The sequence below is a fragment of the Nostoc sp. genome, from assembly GCF_054880495.1.
On sequence record NZ_JBTYKD010000306.1, the window covers coordinates 13,685 to 33,305 of the forward strand.

Annotated in this window: 8 protein-coding genes and 1 pseudogene; 1 reads left to right on the plus strand and 8 read right to left on the minus strand. The window is 40.8% G+C overall.

The annotated features are described in order from the left end of the window. Nucleotides 1-280 precede the first annotated feature (280 nt). The 8 genes and pseudogenes from ACYTXL_RS26485 to ACYTXL_RS26520 all read right to left on the minus strand — a co-directional run bounded on the left by ACYTXL_RS26485 (nucleotide 281) and on the right by ACYTXL_RS26520 (nucleotide 17,505). On the minus strand, nucleotides 281-1,042 hold the full coding sequence (locus ACYTXL_RS26485) for a class I SAM-dependent DNA methyltransferase (protein ID WP_461927302.1): 762 nt from the start codon (nucleotides 1,040-1,042) through the stop codon (nucleotides 281-283). A 49-nt stretch (nucleotides 1,043-1,091) separates the two neighbouring features. Next, a pseudogene (locus ACYTXL_RS26490) lies at nucleotides 1,092-1,181 on the minus strand (phosphopantetheine-binding protein); the annotation flags it as partial. 5 nt (nucleotides 1,182-1,186) lie between these two features. After that, nucleotides 1,187-2,443, minus strand: coding sequence for a diaminobutyrate--2-oxoglutarate transaminase (ectB, locus tag ACYTXL_RS26495; RefSeq protein ID WP_461927303.1), 1,257 nt, complete (start codon nucleotides 2,441-2,443; stop codon nucleotides 1,187-1,189). A gap of 188 nt (nucleotides 2,444-2,631) precedes the next feature. Continuing rightward, on the minus strand, nucleotides 2,632-11,664 hold the full coding sequence (locus ACYTXL_RS26500) for an amino acid adenylation domain-containing protein (protein ID WP_461927304.1): 9,033 nt from the start codon (nucleotides 11,662-11,664) through the stop codon (nucleotides 2,632-2,634). 21 nt (nucleotides 11,665-11,685) lie between these two features. Further along, a complete protein-coding gene (locus ACYTXL_RS26505; RefSeq protein WP_461927305.1) occupies nucleotides 11,686-12,735 on the minus strand; it encodes a TauD/TfdA family dioxygenase in 1,050 nt (349 codons plus the stop codon). Between the two features lie 70 nt (nucleotides 12,736-12,805). Further along, nucleotides 12,806-13,729, minus strand: a complete 924-nt coding sequence (locus ACYTXL_RS26510; protein ID WP_461927306.1) for a hypothetical protein — start codon at nucleotides 13,727-13,729, stop codon at nucleotides 12,806-12,808. 61 nt (nucleotides 13,730-13,790) lie between these two features. Next, nucleotides 13,791-17,288, minus strand: coding sequence for a condensation domain-containing protein (locus ACYTXL_RS26515; protein ID WP_461927307.1), 3,498 nt, complete (start codon nucleotides 17,286-17,288; stop codon nucleotides 13,791-13,793). A 7-nt stretch (nucleotides 17,289-17,295) separates the two neighbouring features. After that, nucleotides 17,296-17,505: a hypothetical protein gene (locus tag ACYTXL_RS26520; RefSeq protein ID WP_461927308.1), complete on the minus strand. Its 210-nt coding sequence runs from the start codon at nucleotides 17,503-17,505 to the stop codon at nucleotides 17,296-17,298. Between the two features lie 1,664 nt (nucleotides 17,506-19,169). On the opposite strand from ACYTXL_RS26520, the gene ACYTXL_RS26525 reads away from it, so the two are divergent. Then, nucleotides 19,170-19,621 (plus strand): AMIN domain-containing protein (locus ACYTXL_RS26525; RefSeq protein ID WP_461927309.1); only part of this gene is annotated, 452 nt, incomplete at its 3' end.

Here is a 19,621-nt window from a genome sequence, read left to right on the forward strand (position 1 = left end):
CGGATTGCTATACATAGAAAATGTTCATTACTATTGTCGTAGTTCGTTAATTGAGAATGTCTGTTTTATTGTAAGAATTCAGGTGTTTTAAACCCAGTGACAGAGCCAGTTTCAAAATTGAATTTGGTTTATTAACATACCTTTAGTCGCAATAAGGAATGAGAATAAAGGACTTACGCAATTTTTATTCTCAATAAAAATTTGTGGCTAATCTCCGGAAACCGTTATCAGGAAACGATTGTAGAGATTTTGGTATGACCTGAATCCTTACGTTTTATTTTTAGCCATTTAGTAACTTACGACAAAAATAGACCATCCTTCCATCCATTTTAGGTACTCCCAAATTACGTCCTGCATCATAGATAGTAATTTCCGTGAAGCCTACCTTTTCTAGAGCAGACCGAACTTCCTCTGTGGAATAAGGTTTTTGTATCAAATTTAGGTCTGAACGCTGCCACTCTCCATTTATCAATCGACGAAAAAACACTAAGTTGGTTTTAGCTATTTTTTCTTCAGGGTCATAGCTAAAGTTTTTAATACTAACATAATCATCTGTGAAATTACTCTCCGTGAAAGTTTTCTCATCTGTCTCTGTCCAATACCGTTCTTCCGGACTTAAGTCAAACGCAAACCAGCCATTGGACTGCAGTGCCGCATACACGTTGTGGAAGACGCTTGTCAATTCCTCGATACTCGTGAGGTTGCTGAAGCAACTATCTGCCGAAACAACTGCATGGAAGGTAGGCGGCAGCTTAAAAAAGCGTGCGTCACCCAAGATAAATTCAGCATCAGGTGCATTCTCACGAGCATAGTGCAACATCTCCTCAGAGCCATCAAGTCCAGTTGCTTTATACCCTTTTATTCGCAGCACTTGTACCAATTCTCCTTTGCCACAACAAAGGTCTAAAATGTGTGCTCCTTTGGGGATATGTTGGAGGATAAATTTTTCTAGCAACGTCAGCCAAACTTTGCTGCTCTCTACGCCAGTATACCAAAAAGTAGCATAAGCATCATACTCAGAATAGGGGGTTTCTAAAGACATAAAACTTTACCTCTGTTTTGACCTCAAATCTTAGACATCATCCGGTGGCTTTGAATGTTTCACGCAATTGGCTATGAACCTTAACCATAAGCAATGAATGACCGCCGAGTTCAAATAAGTTATCGTGAATGCCTAACCGTAAACCTACTTTGCTAAGCAGTCATCAAAAGCTTGTTTGATTATTGAACATCCCCTTTGCAAGGTGAACATTTCAATTGTCAAAGGTGGCAAAATTTTGATGACGGTATCATTTCTGCCAACTCTTTCAATTACTAATCCCAATTCAAAACAACGTGAAGTTATCTTTTTGGCAAAACTGCTACTGCCAAAATTAGCAACATCAATACCCCAAATCATACCAATTCCACGTATATTTATATTTTCACTGATTGGTGCTATTTCTTCTGTTAAAAAATTTTTCAAGAAAAACTCTTTAACTTTGACATCCTGCTCAAGATTGGTACTTTCTCCATACTCTAGCGCAGCTGTTCCTCCCACAAATGCCAATTGATTTCCTCTAAAAGTGCCAGTATGTTCACCGGGTTCCCAAATATCTAATTCTGGCTTAATTAACAATAGGGACATTGGAAACCCGTAACCACTGATAGATTTCGACAGTACGACCATATCGGGAATGATATCTGCTCTTTCAAAAGAAAAGAAAGATCCTGTTCGACCACAGCCCACTTGAATATCATCACAAATCAATAAAATGTCATGCTTGTCACACAACTTTCTGAGTCGTTGCATCCACTCAATTGGTGCTACAATAATTCCTCCCTCGGCTTGCACCGTTTCAAAGATAATCGCTGCTGGTTTTTCAATACCAGAATTGACATCGTTCAGCACTGATTCAATAAACTCTATTGTGTCAAAACTTTCCATGAATCCATAGGGATAAGGCATAAATGTGACATTATTTGATGTACCAATTGCCCCGGCTCGAATTTCGGTATTACCACTTATCGATAAGCTGCCCAATGTCATTCCATGATAGGCTCCCATAAAAGAAAATATCCCTGGTCTTTTTTTGATTTTCCTAGCTAACTTTAAAGCTGCTTCAACGGCATTTGTTCCAGTAGGACCACAAAATTGAACGTGATAATCTAGTTTTTTTGAAGTTAACACTAGCTCAGAAAACTTGGCTAAAAACTTCTCTTTAGCCGAGGTATACATATCTAAGCCATGTGCGATTCCATCGGTATCTAAATAAGACAAAACTTTTTGTTTGATATAGTCATTATTATGTCCATAATTTAAAGCACCTGCACCAGCAAGAAAATCGATATACTCATCCCCTGATTCAGAGTAAATTATAGACCCTTTAGCCCTATGGAATATGGCGGGGAAGCTCCTACAGTAACTTCTAACATTTGATTCACGCTTTTCAAATATATTCATATAATTACTCTCTTTGAGACTTATATTCTTGTTTCATGTTTCAGAAATTGAAATTCAATATACATACATTTTATTGATTCTTTTTATATCATCTCTTCTCTAATAAATCAACGATATACATTGCCTTAATAGAGAATCTACAACACTTTGTTTGTGTTCAATAAATCTAATTTAGATAGGATTTATAACTATTGAAAATAATCTGAGGAGGTATTTTCAATACTAATCCCATTGCTAGTAAGTGTAATGTCTTGGCTTTTAATCATTTCTCCCATTGCTACCACAATTTTGCGTTGCCCCTCATAAGGGTAGCGTCCGTGTGCAGCAAGCATATTATCTAGCATTAAAATGTCTCCTTTCTGCCAAGGAAAGCTTGTCTTCGACTCCTGATAAACTTCATTAATTTTTGCAATAACTTCGTCTTCTATGGGAGTTCCGTCCCCATAATAAACATTACGTGGTAACTTTTTATCTCCAAAGAAAGACAACAGAGATTCTCGAACTTCTGCATCTAAATACGCTATATGGTGTAACTGTATTTGATTGAAAAATACCTTTTCACCCGTTTTAGGATGTACTGCTACTACTGGACGAACTTGACGAGTCACTAGACTATTATTATCATACCATTCAAAATCGATTCCAGCCTGACGACAGTAATTTTCTACTAAAGATTTGTCATTGGTACGAAAGAAATCTTGCCAGCTTACATCTAAACCATGAGTGTAATGACGAGTATACATTAATTGCTTTTCTGCCAATCCTTCTCCTAGTTTGGAATTGAGGAGTTGATAAGCTTTCCGACAGTCTACAATCGGTGTTTCTCCACCTTGTTCAGCAGGTTGTACGCAGAAAAACCAAATTTTTAAAGGAAACTGATATAAGTGAGAGCTTTCATTGTGGAAGAGGATAGCTGTATCCGGTGGGTAAGGAGTAGAACCATAAACATTACCGCTTTCTCCAGCACGAGGTAAGTCGCCATACTCACCGAATAAGTCTGGACAAATTGCCTGGGCAACACTTTCAAATTCTGAGACAGAATCTACATTAAAACCTCGAAATAGAATCGCTCCATGTTTCAACAATTCTGTTTCTATAAATTTTTGATTAGTTTTAGTCCAAGCCACAAAATCAATCTCGTCAGTATTGGGCTGAATTACTAAAGGAAACGTTTGCCCTGATTCGAGGTAATCGGTCTTGATCAAACTTTGTTGTGATTGGCTTACTGCTTTGGGAGCAATGCTAAGAAATTTTTCTCTCTTAGACGCTTTGCGCTCTCTTTTTTGTAAAGCTTGTTGTTCTCTTTCGGCGTGAATAAGCATTTCTAAATTCCCGATTCGCGCATCAGGCTGGGAAACAATGCTGTTGAGCAACGTCTGGAAGTTGTCTGTCATCCGAGTGATAGTAGTGGCATCAAAAAGCTCAGTGTTGTACTGCCACTCTCCCAAGATGCCCTGCTCTGTTTCTGTCAGAAATAGCGCTATATCAAACCTTGCCATTTTGTTTTCAACTTCTAACATGCTTAATGTCAGACCTGGCAATTCTAAGGGAAGCATAGGAGTATTCTGGAGTACAAATAATACTTGAAATAGTGGTGGCGTGTTGCTTAAATTGCGCTCTGGTTGCAAAGCCTTAACTAATTGATCAAAGGGAAAATCTTGATGAGCATAAGCTCCTAATGCTACAGAGCGTACTCGTTTAAGCAACTCCCCAAAGGTGGGGTTTCCGCTCAAGTCGGTGCGTAAGACTAGCAGATTGACAAAAAATCCAATCAGTGGTTCAACTTCAGCCCGGTTACGGTTAGCAACATCAGTGCCCACAACGATGTCATCCTGATTTGTGTAACGTTGTAGCAAGACCTGAAAACCTGCCAGGAGGGTCATGAATAAGGTGACACCCTCTTGGCGCGAGAGTGTTTGCAGTGCTTTGGACTCTTTGGAGGGAATGATGAAGGATTGAGTAGCGCAAGGGCTGGTTTTAACTTCTGCGCGTGGACGAACTGTAGGTAATTGGAGAACTGGGAGGTTATTACCCAATTGCTGCTTCCAGTAAGCGAGTTGGGCTTCCAGAACCTCACCCTGCAACTGCTGTCGTTGCCAAACTGCAAAGTCTGCATACTGGATCAGCAGTTCTGGGAGTGGGTAGGGTTTTCCGGTAGAAAAGGCTTCGTACAGTGCTGCCAACTCCCGAACGAACACACCCTTAGACCAGGCATCTGAGACAATATGGTGGATGGTGAATAATACTATATGCTCTTCCTCGCAGACGTGCAGGAGCGTACATCGCAGTAATATACCTTGGGCTAGGTCAAACGTGCGTTGGGATTCCTCTGCGGTCAGTTGTTGAACAAGAGCTTCTCTTTCAGCTTCTGGCAACTCCCGCAAGTCCACAACTGGTAGTTTCACAGTTAGGCTAGCGAGGGCGATCGCCTGAAATGGTTGTCCATTTACCGCAGGGAAGGTAGTACGTAGAGCTTCGTGGCGACATACAATTTCAGTCAAAGCCTGCTCCAGCACAGCCACATTCAGAGAACCAACAAGGCGCACGACAACTGTTGAGTTGTACATAGAGCTACCTGGTTCTAATTGATCCAGCAACCATAGTCTGGTTTGAGCAAAGGACAGTGGTAGATTTCCATCTCGGGAGACGCGATTAATGGGAGGAAGTTGTTGTCCCAGTTCTGTCTTCATTACCTCTCGAATACTTTTAGATAATTCAGCTACTGTCGGTGATTCAAATAAGAGGCGTAGCGGTAGCTCTACCTCCAAAGCTTTCCGTATGCGGGAAATAACTTGGGTAGCTAATAATGAATGTCCGCCTAGCTCAAAGAAATTGTCGTAGACACTTAACTGCTCTAACCCAAGAACTTGAATCCAAATTCCGGCTACCACTTCCTCAACTGGATATCGAGGTGCAACAAAAACTCTTTCTAATCTATCAATTTTCGGTACAGGCAGCGCTTTGCGGTCTATCTTACCATTAGGTGTGAGTGGTAGTGCTTCTAGAATGACAAAAGCTGCAGGCATCATGTAGTTTGGCAGTTTGGACTCCAAAAAGTGGCGCAGTTCAGTGATTGCCAATATTTGCTCTGTACGAAGGACGACATATGCAACCAACCTTTGAGAATCAGCTTCTTCTGAGCAAACGACTACTACACTTTCTCGTACTGCTGGGTGTTGGCTCAGATGTGCTTCAATTTCTCCCAGTTCGATGCGGCAACCGCGAATCTTTACCTGATGATCAATACGCCCAAGGAATTCTATATTCCCATCAGGAAGCCACCTTCCTAAATCTCCGGTTTTGTAGATTAAATCTTTGCGATTTCCTAGTGACGGTTTTGTAGTACTTGTAAACGGGTTAGAAACAAAACTTAAGTTGGTTTTTTCTTCATTTTTCCAGTATCCATCACCCACACCAATTCCTGACACACAAATTTCTCCAGGAACACCAATTGGTACTAACTTCATTTTTGGGTCAACAATATAAATATTTAAGTTTGCTAAAGGTTTACCAATTGGAACTGACCTTTGGTTGTCTGGTAGAGGCTTTTCAACTACAAACTGAGTGATATCATCGGCAGCTTCGGTTGGACCGTAAACATTAGCTACTCTAATAGAGGGATACAAACTCAACCACTGATTCACCCGGTTTACCGACACTGGCTCTCCAGTCACTATCATCCACTTCATATCTAGTAATAATCTTTGGTGAGTCGGTAATTGGGATATATAATCTAGTAATCCTCCAAATACTGCTGGTACTAATTCAACAACTGTTATTCTTTTTTCTTTTAAAACATTGAGTAACTTTTCAGGTATAACACCTTGTTCAATATCTACTATAACTGTTTTTCCACCAATTAGGAGTGGAGCTAAAAATTGCCAAACAGAAATATCTGTCGATGAAGGAGCGCTTTGGAGAAAACAAAAATCTTTGGTTAGTTTTAGAGCATCAAACTGAGCATAAATATGATTAATTGCACCATCATGTCTAACAATTGCACCCTTAGGAAATCCAGTTGAGCCGGACGTGTAGAGCATATAAGCCGGATCGGTTTCTACGTTGATCTCTCCTAAATTTTCTTTCGGCAAGTTATTGAAATCGAGTTGCTCATGTATATTGACATCAGTTAGTGGAGAAAGCTCTCTGTTATTAGGCTTTACATCTAAACAGATTAGGGATTTCAAATGCGGACAATCTTCCAGTAAGCCTGCCAAGATGTTTAAACAAGAGGAATCTGTTAATAGAATCCTCACTTCGCTGTTTGATACCATATATTTGATTCTATCTGGCGGATAGGTACTATCAAACGGTACATAGGCTCCGCCAGCCTTATATATGGCAAGTATGCCTATTAAAAAATTAATATCACGCTCTTTGAGTATTCCTACAAACTCTCCTTTTTGAACTACTGAATTCCGCAAAAATCTAGCAAGTTGATTGGCTTTTTCATTTAGTTCTTGATACGTTAACTGAGTATTTTTAAAAACAACAGCAATATTATGAGGTGTCTGCTCAACCTGGTTTTCAAATAACTTGTGAATTGTTTGATTTATCGGGTATTGTTTGCCATTATCGTTCAATTCTAATAACTGTTCCTTGTCGTCTAGCTGATGGATACACTGGTGTTGGGAATACTCCATCTGAGTATCATTCCACTCTATCAGCAAAGTCTCCCGCTCAGGCTCGGTCAACAGTGGCAACTCCGATATAAGTTGCTGTGGATTATCAACAATCCCCTGAAGCAAGGTTTGCAAATGTCCTGCCATCCGGCTTACAGTGCTTAACTCAAATAAATCGGTATCGTACTCCAGATTGCCTACTAGTCCCTGTGCTGTTTCTGTCATTTCCAGAGTCAAATCAAACTTTGCCGTGCCACTGTTACTTTCTAGGGGACTTAAACTCAAACCAGGCAACTCCAAGGCTGACATCGGTGCATTCTGGAAAACAAACATCACTTGAAACAGTGGCGTGTGGCTTAAGTCTCTAGGTGGTTGTAGTTCCTCTACAAGCTGCTCAAAAGGCAAATCTTGGTGAGCATAGGCTCCCAGGGCCACTTCCCGCACGCGAGTCAGTAGCTCCTCAAAAGTGGGATTACCTGCAAAGTTCGTTCGCAGTACTAGGGTATTGACAAAAAATCCAATTAACCGTTCTATTTCTGCACGGTTACGGTTAGCGATGGGCGAACCTATGACAATATCTTCACTGCCCGTGTAACGCCATAGCAGCGTCTGAAAAGCTGCTAACAGAGTCATAAATAAGGTACTTCCCTGGTGCTGGCTCAATTTCTTCAGGGCTTGTGATAGCTCAACAGATAGCTCGAATGAATAACTACCACCCCGGAAAGTCTGAACAGCAGGTCGTGGATAGTCAGTAGGTAACTCTAGTACCGCAGGTGCGCCCTCTAAGTGCTTTTTCCAGTAAGATATCTGAGATTGTAGTACTTCTGCTTGTAACCACTGCCGCTGCCAAGCCGCAAAGTCTGCGTACTGAATAGGCAGTTTGGGCAACGGCGAGAGTTTGCCATGACTAAATGATTCGTAAAGTGCAGCTACTTCAGTCACTAGCAAACCTGCTGACCATCCGTCAGCAATTATATGATGTATCGTGAATAGCAATATGTGCTCGTCTTCTTTCAGTCGTAAAAGACTGCTTTTGAGCAAAGGACTTTGAGTTAAGTCAAAAGAATATCGCGCATGTAATTTAGCTAGTTGTCGAACCTCAGCTTCTCGTTTGTCTAAAGGTAATGCCTGAAGATCCACTATTGGCAAGGTAATGTTTAGTGTTGAAGCAATAACCTGCACAGGTTGCCCGTTTACGCTTGCAAAGCTTGTCCGCAAAGTTTCATGGCATCGCACAATTTCATTAAAACTCTGCTCTAGAACTGCCACATTGAGCAAACCTTTCAAAAGTAAAGCACTAGAAATGTTGTAAAAAGGATTACCTGGCTCTAATTGGTCAAGAAACCACAATCGATGTTGAGCAAACGACAGTGCCAATTCGCCTTCCCGTTTCACCCGCTCAATAGCCGTAGTTGTTAAGTTCTGCCCAGCCCTCACTGCCGTTTCAATCAGTTCAGCTAGCCCTGCCACTGTTGGTGTTTCAAATAAACTACGTAGCCGCAGCTCTACTTGAAAGGCCTCGCGGACTTGAGAAACAACTTGCGTTGCTAGTAAAGAGTGTCCTCCCAAGTCAAAAAAGTTATCGTGAATACCCACTCGCTCAATACCAAGAAGTCTAGCCCAAATTCCTGCAAGGACTTCCTCCACGGGCGTGCGAGGATTTGTAAAACTTGTTTCTAACTCAGGACGTACTTGGTTGGGTTCTGGCAGGGCTTGAAGGTCTACTTTGCCGTTGGGAGTAAGCGGCAGTGCCTTGAGCATGACAAAGGTTGAAGGCAGCATATACTCAGGCAACCTCGCCTGCATATAGTTACGCAGTTCATTAATAAGGATAGGCGATTCTTGAGATGGTACAACATAGGCTGTCAGATACTTTTGACTAGACTCTGAATCTCTTGCTAAGACGACAACTTGCCGCACATTTGGGTGGAGACTGAGTACTGCCTCAATTTCTCCTAGTTCTATACGGAAGCCACGAATTTTAACTTGGTGGTCGGTACGACCTAAAAACTCAATTGTGCCGTCTGATAAATAGCGTGCCCGATCGCCGGTTTTGTAAAGCCGCGCTCCTTTTTCCTGACTGAATGGATTGGGAATAAATTTAACAGCTGTCTGTTCGGGCTGATTCAGATAGCATCTAGCTAGAGTTGTCCCACCAATGTATATTTCCCCATTTAGTCCTATGGGAGCAGGCTGCAAGTTCTCTTCCAGAACATATACCTGCGTGTTAGGAATTGAGCGACCCAGGGGAACTGTTTGGGATTTTGGATAGCAGGAAAGGTCGTCATTAAGTTCTATTAGATAAGTAAGTACACCTACAGTGGCTTCTGTCGGACCATAGTGATTGAAGATCAGGCAATCTTGTGCATACTTTTGAATCTGCTCGATCAGTTCCCAACTGGTAGCCTCACCACCTAGTATAAGTCGTTCTCTAGGCAGGATAGACCTTGGTGAAGAAGATGTTAACAGTGAAGCAAGGTGAGAGGGAACAATCTTGAGACAGTCAATAGGATGTCTACGGCAATATTCTGCCAAAGCTGCTGGGTCAGTAGCACGTTCGTAGGAGATTACATGCAGACAACCTCCCGTAAACAGACAAGGAAAGATAGCTGTGTTGCCTAAGTCTGCGGCGAATGTAGAAACCAGTGCAAAATTAGCACCTGCTGGTAGGTTTAACTGCTCGATGATGGCATATAGGTAATTGAGCAATTGTCGGTGTTCAATTGCAACCCCCTTAGCTGTGCCTGTAGAACCAGAGGTAAACAGTACATATACTAGATTTTCACTTGTTACCTTGCTATTGGGATTAAGATCATTTTCCTGAATAATAGTTTCCCAGTCGTTATCCAGGTAAATTACTATTGTTTGCTTTTTGTTATTTGTCATTGGTTCAAAGTTATTTGCCAATGACGAATGACTAATGACTAATGACACCTGGGCATTCTGCAATCGTAATGCCAAACCTTCTTTCGGTAATGCGGGATCTAAGGGCACATATGCCCCACCAGCTTTGAGGATGGCTAAAAGTCCAACTATCATGTCAAGCGATCGCTCGACACACAGCCCCACTAACACCTCTGGTGCAACCCTCTGCTTTTGCAGGTAGTGAGCTATTTTGTTAGCCCGTTGATTAAGTTCGTGGTAAGTCAGTTGTTGGTCTTCAAAGATAACAGCAACTTTATTGGGGGTTTTTCCTACCTGTTCCTCAAACAGTTGGTGAATGCACTTGTTGTGAGGATAATCGCGCTTCGTATTTACCAGATTAAGCAGTTGTTGTCTCTCAATTTGACTGAGAATATCTAACTGACTAATTGCTGTCTTTGGATGAGCGATCACACTAGCTAACAACGTCTGAAATTGCCCGAATAACCGTTTAATATCTTCTACATGAAATAAGTTTGAGTCATAGTGAAATACTACACTTAGCGTATCATTCTGACGATTACAGGAAAGCTTTACTTTGAATCTTTCAATGCAAGTAGACAGTCTGTCAATCGAAAAAGATACATCAGCGGCTAGATGATTTCCTGGTAGTTCTTCAAAATCAAAACTAAATGGGAAAAAACCTAAGGTATTGGGATACGATTGTGCTGATGATTCCCAAGTAAAGTAATCTTGCAACTTATAAAGCTGCTCTGCACATGCATGATTTTTCTGTAAAATATCAATAAAACTTGATTCTAGTTCTATATTGGAAATTAACGGTAAGTATTTAGTAAATAATCCTATACTCTTTTCTAGTTCCTGATACTTGCGTCCCTCATAAGCCACACCGATACTCAAATTTTGCTGTTTGGTAAGACGCGTAAGTAAAATCTGCCACGAAGCTAAGAAAAACTCAGCCACTGAAATATTATACTGCTGAGTCAGAGTATAAATTTGTTCTAACAAAGTAGGGGCAATTGTGAAACTTTGCGTTCGAGGCTGAAATTCTAGTTGCTCTGTAGACTGTTTTTCAAAAGGCAGCTTTAATTTTGTCAGCGCTGAAAAATCCTGTTTTCGCCAATAGTCTCTGCCTGCTTCTGTATCTGCCCCTTCTAACAATTCGTTTTGCCATTCAGCCAAATCTGCGTATTGTAGTGGTTCATCGTCCAGTTCTTTACCTTGCAAGCAAGCTGCATAAGACTGGCTAATTTCTTGCACTAAAATTTTGAGTGTTGCTGCATCTCCACAAAGTGCAGGTAAGCTAATAAGCAAAGTATACTTAGATGACGACAGAGTTACTAAAGATAGGCATAATGGGGAACCTTCTACCAAATCAAACTGCTGTTTGTTTACTTGATCAAGTAAGGCTGATAAAAATTCCTCTTGTTCTTGAGGTGTGCAACCTCTCAAGTTGTAGTTTTCGTCCCAGGCAATACCGTTATTTCTAATGACTTGCAAAGGTATAGTCATTCCAGGTAAGCAATGAAAATTAGTACGGAGGATTTCATGCCGATTGACAACTTGTTCTAAAGCTACTCTCAAGGTGTCAATATCAAGATTCCCTTCTATAAAAACAGCACACTGTGAAGAATAAGGGAAGTTGTCACTTTCCTGTAAATGCCAGAGATGTTTTTGTTGGGGTGAGAGTCGAAAACCCTGCATTTCATCTATCATTCTAATTCTCCGTACTTGGCACTAAATATCTTTACTACTGAATTTTTCTGCCATTCCTACTACGACCTTTCGCTGTCCGACAAATGGCATCCGTCCGTGTGCTGCTAGCATATTATCGAGCATTAAAATATCTCCAGCTTGCCAAGGGAAAATTATAGTTTCTTGTTGGTATACAGCACGAATTTCATCTAACACGGTTTTTTCAATTGGCGATCCATCACCATAATAAGTATTGTGTGGCAAGTCTTCTTCTTGGAACTCAGCTAACAATGACTTGCGGATATTTTGTTCCAAAGTTGATACATGAAAAAATACAGCATGATTGAACCACACTTGTTCACCTGTTTGGGGATGGGTGGCAACAGCCTGTCTAATTTGGCAGGTTCTCAAGCGATTGCCCTCTTTCCACTCGAATTCTATGCCATTGTGACGGCAGAAGGTTTCTACTTCGGCTGGATTGGTTGTTTGAAACACTGTCTGCCAAGGTAATCCAAAGCCATCGCCAAAGTTGCGAACATACATCACTCCTTTTTCGATGAAGCGATCGCAAATCTTACCATCAATCCGTTGCAACAATTTGCGAGTGTCTGCAATTGGTGTTTCTCCTCCTTGTTGTGCAGGCTGAATGCAAAAAAAGAAAATCTTTAAAGGCCAGGTTTTGGCGTAAGAAAGTTCGCTGTGCAGAAAAATACTGGAGTTGGCAGGATAGTCAGTTGAAGTATAAATATTACCTTGGATTGGACTGCGCGGTGAAGAGCGATCGCGATATTCCAGCAACTCTCCAGAAACTGTCTGGATAAATTTTTCAAACTCTGCCACATCTGTTACTTGGAAGTCACGAAACAGGATACCGCCATGCTTCAGTAGATTTTTTGCAATTAATTCTTGATTACTTGCTGTCCAAGTTACTAAATTAATTCCTTCTACTATAGGTTGTAACAGCAAAGGTAAGGATTTCTCAGGCAACAAAGGTATTACTTTGATCAATTCTGCATTCGAGAGATTAACACCTTGCCGTCTTTTTGACCTTATTTGGTTGAGGCTGATTTTTGGATAGTCTGGAATCTTCATTATTTATCTCTTACAATTTTTACGCTTCCAGAATTCTCTTCCATTTTTTATCTAAGGCAAAAATCTTGATTTATTGCTGTAATTTTGTTGCCTCAAGGGTGGTGTATTTATTTATTGAATTATTAGCTTTGGAAAAATCTAAATCTAATTCCTCTAATGACTTTACACCTAGCGTTTCCAAAACAAATGGTTGCAATGTGTTGCTTTCAATAAAATTGCTTTTTTCATCATTCTTTCCTTTATAGACGATGACTAAATTATGATAAAACTGTATGGAAAGAATGTTTTTATCAAAGTATGAAGGAGTGTATCCTGGATTTAAAAATTCCTCATAATTTAATCCATCAACAAGTCTTTTAAACATATTCATCACGGTTTTTGGATCGTTTAGGTCAAGGCTACCACCAATATTTATCCAGTTTTGTAACTCAAAACTGTCTTTGGCTAAGTTTGACCACTTTTTATCTTTAAGACTTGGCCAGTATGAGTGGTGGATATTTTCTGCTGCATAAATGCCACCATCTTTAAGTGCTGGGAAAAAAGTGTGGAAAGCTTTGATATGATGTTCATTTGCAGAACTACCATCTTCAATGATAATATCTAGTTCGCCAGTTTCGGCTAAAACTTCTTGGATCAAATGTTCATCATTTTGATCACAATTAAAAATTTTAATACGGTCTTCTTCTAAATACCTTTTGTCTATTATATCAAGACCATAAACCATACTGTTTGGGAAATAAGTTTTCCACGTTTTTAACGATTCTCCTCCTATTGTGTGATCCTCATAACCTCCTATACCAATTGCAAGAATTTTTAGTTTTTTCCACTTCAACGGAGCAAAATGACTTTGATAGCGATGAGCAAATCTAAGTCTTGGCCATTTATCATTGGAATAAATAGCTGCTGCTTTACTTAAGTTATAAGGAGCGATAAATGCTGTAAATTTACGCTGAAAGTTGTTGAAGGTTTTTTTTGATGACTCTATTAAGTTCATTTATGGTACTCCTAATTTCACTAAATTTTCAAAAATTAAGTTGGATAAATTTTCAGATTCCCTAAATTATCTTACGCTTTATCAGCTTGAGTTTTTGCACAGAAATGTGTTCTAGTTCTTGTTCTTTTATTAGTTGTTGTTCTCTGTCAGCTTTAGCGAGTATTATAGCTAACTCGTTAACTATAATATCAGGCTGTTTAACAATATACCATAGAAGGATTTCAAAATTACTTATCATCCGAGCAATAGTAGTGGTATCAAACAAGTCTGTTTTATACTCCAATGAGCCATTAAAACCTTCTGAACTTTCCCAAATACTTAGCTTCAAATCAAACTTTGAAGTACCGCTATCGGCTTCCAACGGTCGCAGAGTCAGCCCTGGAAGTTCTATAGTTGGTATCGGGGTATTTTGGAGGATAAACATCACCTGAAACAGTGGGTTATGGCTTAAATTCCGTTCTGGCTGCAATCCCTCCACTAACTTCTCAAAGGGTAAGTCTTGATGAGCATAGGCTCCTAAAGCTACTTCGCGCACCCTGCCTAATAATTCGCGGAAAGTCATTTCACCTGATAAGTTAGTACGCAAGACCAATGTGTTGAGAAAAAAGCCAATGAGTTTTTCTATTTCTCTTCTGGTGCGACCAACAACGGGCGAACCTACTATTATTTCCTCTTGATTTGAATAGCAGTATAGCAAAGTCTTGAACACTGCCAGAAGCGTCATAAACTGAGTGACACCTTCTTGTCGATTCAAGTTGTTAACGGCCTCCCTTAGAGTCTTAGAAAACGTAAAAAATTGCTTTTTGCCAGTGTAGGTTTGTATAGCTGGTCGTGGTCGATCGGTAGGAAGTTGCAGTACAGCTAAACTGCCACTCAATTGCTGCTTCCAGTAATTCACCTGACTTTCAAGTAGTTCTCCTTGCAACCATTGTTTCTGCCAATAAGCAAAATCTGCATATTGAATGGAAAGTTCAGGAAGTGGTGAGGGTAAGCCATGAGAGAAAGCCTCATAAATTTCTGCCAGTTCTCGGATCAGAATGCCAATAGACCAACCATCCGAAATAATGTGGTGCATGACTAACAGCAGCATATGCTCCTGTTCTGTCAAACGTAGGAGTTTAGCTTGCAGCAGTGGTGCTTGGGACAAGTCGAAAGGCTGTTGGGCCAACTCGGTAGCAAAGCGTAAAGCCGACTCTACACTTGCTCCCGGTAAATCTGTGACCGGCAAGGTTATTTTTAAGGTTGGGGCGATCGCTTGGATTGGTCGTCCTTCTACTGCCGAAAAGCTTGTTCGCAATGGTTCATGACGTCCCACCACTTCATTAAGACTTTGTTCTAACATTGCTGTGTTTAGCTGCCCAGTTAAATGCACAGCAATAGGAACATTGTAAAATGGGTTTCCAGGTTCTAATTGGTCGAGGAACCACAAGCGTTCTTGAGCAAGACACAGGGGTAGTTCTTGACTTCGAGAAATCGGCTCCAGCTTTGGCTCTAACGCTGTTTTTGTTGTTAGTTGAGTCAGTATTTGTGTTGCTAGCAGAACGACACTAGCATCTTTGAAGAAATCCTCAATAGATATTGTAACTCCAAGGTCTACTTGAATATGGTTTTTGAGTTCAAAGACCATTAATGAATCGAGTCCTAAAGTACTTAGTGAGACCTCTTCTTTTACTTGAGATGGTGCAACTTTTAGTACGCGAGCAATCTGTGTTTGAAGATAAGGTACTAGCAGTGGCAGGCGTTTTTCTCGTGGAGTTGCAAGAATTACCTCGCGGCTGAGACTCACTTCGTTCCCCCAGTCATCTGCACTATCGAAGATACTGCTAGCTATTATCCCCAATTCGCCTGCGAGAAACTCTGCGCGAGTTGCACGACGTTGAATCTTGCCACTGGAGGTTTTGGGAATAGTACCTGGTTTAATTAGCACTACTGCATAGACTTGCACCTTATGTTCTTCTGCAACCGCCTGACGAATCGCAGCAATAACTTCCTCAAGATTTGGTTTGGCACGAAACTCCAATTCCTGCACCACTACCAATCGTTCTTCCTTCTCTACCTCAACCGAGAAAGCTGCACCACTAGCTGAACGCAATGATAAATGGCTGCGTTCTACAGTTAACTCTATATCTTGTGGGTAGAGGTTGCGACCTCGAATAATGATTAAATCTTTGGCTCGACCTGTAATGAAGAGTTCTCCATTGTGCAAAAAGCCCAAGTCACCAGTGCGTAAAAATGGCCTCTCCCCTGCATCTTTAAGGTAGGCGTGGAATGTTTGCTCTGTTTCAAGAGGACGATTCCAATAACCCTGACCTACACTCGGACCAGATACCCAGATTTCTCCAACTTCATCTAGTGAACAGCAGTCTAATTTTTCGGGATTCACAATAACTATCTCTTGTTGAGGAATAGTTTGACCACAACTGACAAAGGTTTGGATATCTTTGCTCTGGGCTGTTGCTGAGACTATCTGATTCTGAGAAAGTGCAGATTTATCTACAGTTCTTACTTGGGCTAAGGCTGTCTTAATCCCACCGGAAACCATCAATGTCGCTTCCGCCATGCCGTAACAAGGATAGAATGCTTCCCGACGAAAGCCACATTCAGAAAAGGATGCAGCAAATCGCTCTAAAATCTCCCCTCGGACTGGTTCAGCACCATTAAACGCGACACTCCAACTACTTAAGTCGAGAGTTTCTTTTTGTTGTTGGGTAATCCTTTGAATACACTGGTCATAAGCAAAGTTGGGAGCACCGCTCGTGGTGCCTTTGTAGTGGGAAATCGCCTGTAACCAGCGCAATGGTCGTTGTAGAAAAGATGCTGGGGACATTAAGATGCAACCAAACCCGCCATACAAAGGTTGCAAAATACCACCAATCAACCCCATATCATGATAAACAGGTAGCCAGGAGACAAATTTGCTGCTGGGAGAATGTTCCATGAGTTGGTAAGTCACGGCAGCATTGTGGAGCAGATTGCCATGACTGAGCATAACTCCCTTTGGTGTACCTGTAGAACCCGACGTGTATTGCAAAAAAGCTAGGGTATCCGCATTGATTTCAGGTTGTTGCCAAGAATCTTCTATCCCCTGTGCCAGGTTGTCAGTAACGAGCCAACGAAAATTTCCTATGTTTGTTTGTTGTGCCAGTATGGATTGTAATGTGGGGAGCATCGCTGTTGTAGTCAGAGCGATGCTTGCTTGTGCATCTATGCTAATAGCCTGTATTCTGGGTGTTTTGCGCTTATTTTGAGGTGGATAAGCTGGAACCGCCACGACTCCAGCGTAGAGACAACCAAAAAAAGCACTCAAGTAATCTAATCCTGGCGGATAAAGCAATATAGCACGTTGCCCGCTTAAATTTAAGATTTGGAGTTGAGATGCTATAGCCCGACTGCGTCGATCCAACTCATAGTAAGTTAACGTTGATTCTTGTGTTTCTCCATCTTCGAGGAAGGTGAATGCTTGTGCGTGCAACTGTGTTGAACTGCGATGACGCAGAATATCAACAACTGTCGCATAATGATGCGGAATTTTGGGAAATTTATGAAAAATTAAAGTCATTTCGGTCTCAAGCTATCAGATACACCCAACCCGGATTTCTCACCACAATTCTCAAAGCCTTATGAAGTCTAGATTCCGGTTTTTCATACTGCGTCAAAAAAGAACCGATCAAAAATGCCCGAAACATATTCTGGGTAAGGATTACGAGGAGTGCGATCGCAGGAATTGTGAGAAATGCGGGCCAAACAACTGTGGAATCAGACAAGCTGAATGTCAAATTTCACTCTATCTAAGTCAGAGTGCTGCCTTTACGCCTGCACATTATTCACCGAGAATTATTCTTGAATAAACCCCAAGGGAATATTGTCTTATAGACCAGACCGAACACTTGCTTGGTCAATTCCACAAATTTTGACTCAGTTCTATTGAAAGTTATTTCTAATTAACTTTTTTACTCTAAAAGAAATAATTATTTTTAGCAACTATAAATCAATAGAGAATACTTATCAATAATCTTTTTTCAATTAACTGTCATCTAGTTAAATATTTTTATTTCTTTTGATAGATGCTAAAAATATAGTATACCTATATAGGTTTCAATAAATTATCTTTAATTCATTGAAAGCGACGGGAAACTCCATCCCTAGGTGTCTGTAGAGGGATAGTCGCCCTATCGCTTGGGCCAAACAGGGCATTGGCCAAAGAGGTAACTTCTTCCCCATGCCCAAAAGCTCCATCCCGCAAGTGGCGTGGAGTTTTTTATCTCGCTTCATAATTATATGTAGCTTTTATTACTGATGCTCATTCACTCAAAAACCTTTGCTAGTCAATATTAACTCTGCTAATACTGAGAATAAAATAGTATATAAAAAACATATATGATGAAAATTTTCTATATTTCAATTTTATATAACAAAATTTTATATGACCAATGACGTTATGCAGATTTCCCTAATATATGTAAACTTTGATTTTTTGTTGTTTTATTAAGCTTGCTTTACTTAATGCAAATAAATTTTAATAATATTCCTACAGTAGCGTCAGCGAAAGAGCATAAGGAGACAAGGGGAAAACCCCATAAATCTATTGGCTCTGAAACAAGGACGTAACGTACTTAGTTGCAAGCAATCAAGGGAACAATTTTTCTTCTTCTGCATAAATGAATTCACTCTTTTTGAAACCGCGTGGACCAGGGGTTTTTTCTTTTTTCCCCTTGTCGTCTTGTCTCTCCCTCCCCTTGTCGTCTTTTCTAGGTGGCATCAGAAACCCCATAGCTAACAATACTGCTCGGATAAGCAGGGGAAGCAGGGGAGGCGAAACTCTCCCCCTGCTCAAGAAAGCTTGCCTCAACCAAGAAATTCCTTAACCGAGCAGTATTGCCATACCTAAAGGTAGGGGCGTAGAAATTGCTGTAATCTGACCAGTTGAAGTACTCCAAGTACTAGTGTGATTAGTTGAATAGGGTACGGACTGAAATGGTCGTTTAGCAAGGGAAGCTTAATTCCCTAACAGATTCACACCCGCTACCCTTACGTAAAGACTCCAATCAGAGTCCGGTCACGTCCCAAGTATGATGAGTATTTTCCCAAAATGGGAACTCATCAAAGGATGGTAAAAGGGAGGTTTCTGTTCCAGGGAAATCTTAATCCAATGGAAATTGGCGCACCATAAGGAATGGTAATTACCCTTTTACTCACCGACATAGGATTGCATGGTCTACAAAACTTTATACACAAACTAGAGAAAGGTAAAGGTTCTGGTGAGAGAAAAACAATAAACATCTCTAGAAATGAGATATTGATCCTGACTGTATAAGGCTTTGATATGCATTTTCACTCCTATATTTAATAGACATAGGAGTGAGAATGACGTAGGCACAATTCATGAATTGTGCCTACGAAGAATTTTGGGTAACGCATAATTAATTTCTGGAGATGTCTAATGAAGTCTAAGCAACTTGTTCCTAGTTTGTTGCTGACAGGCCTTTTGATCATGTTGGCCACAAGTCCTACTAGAAGCGAGGAAATACCATCAATTAGAGTTGATAAGAATACGATATCTGGTGACGCTGACGCAAGTTCTACTCAAGAAACACCTCTGATTACCAAAGGAGAGACTATTGAACCAATCCGACAGATTCGGTTAGTAAGTCAGATAGAGCATCCAGCCCAGAGCGCCAAATTGTTATTAGTGCAGTCGCCAACACCACCAAACACGCCACAAAGTGAAGTTGTGCAAGTTATCTCAGTGAAGGCAAATCCCACTGCCAAAGGTCTGGAGATTATTTTACAGACTAGCAAAGGGGAACAGTTGCAACTAGTCAATCGCACTGCTGGTAGCAATTTCATCACTGACATTCCCAATGCTCAACTGCGTTTACCCAGTGGCGAAGC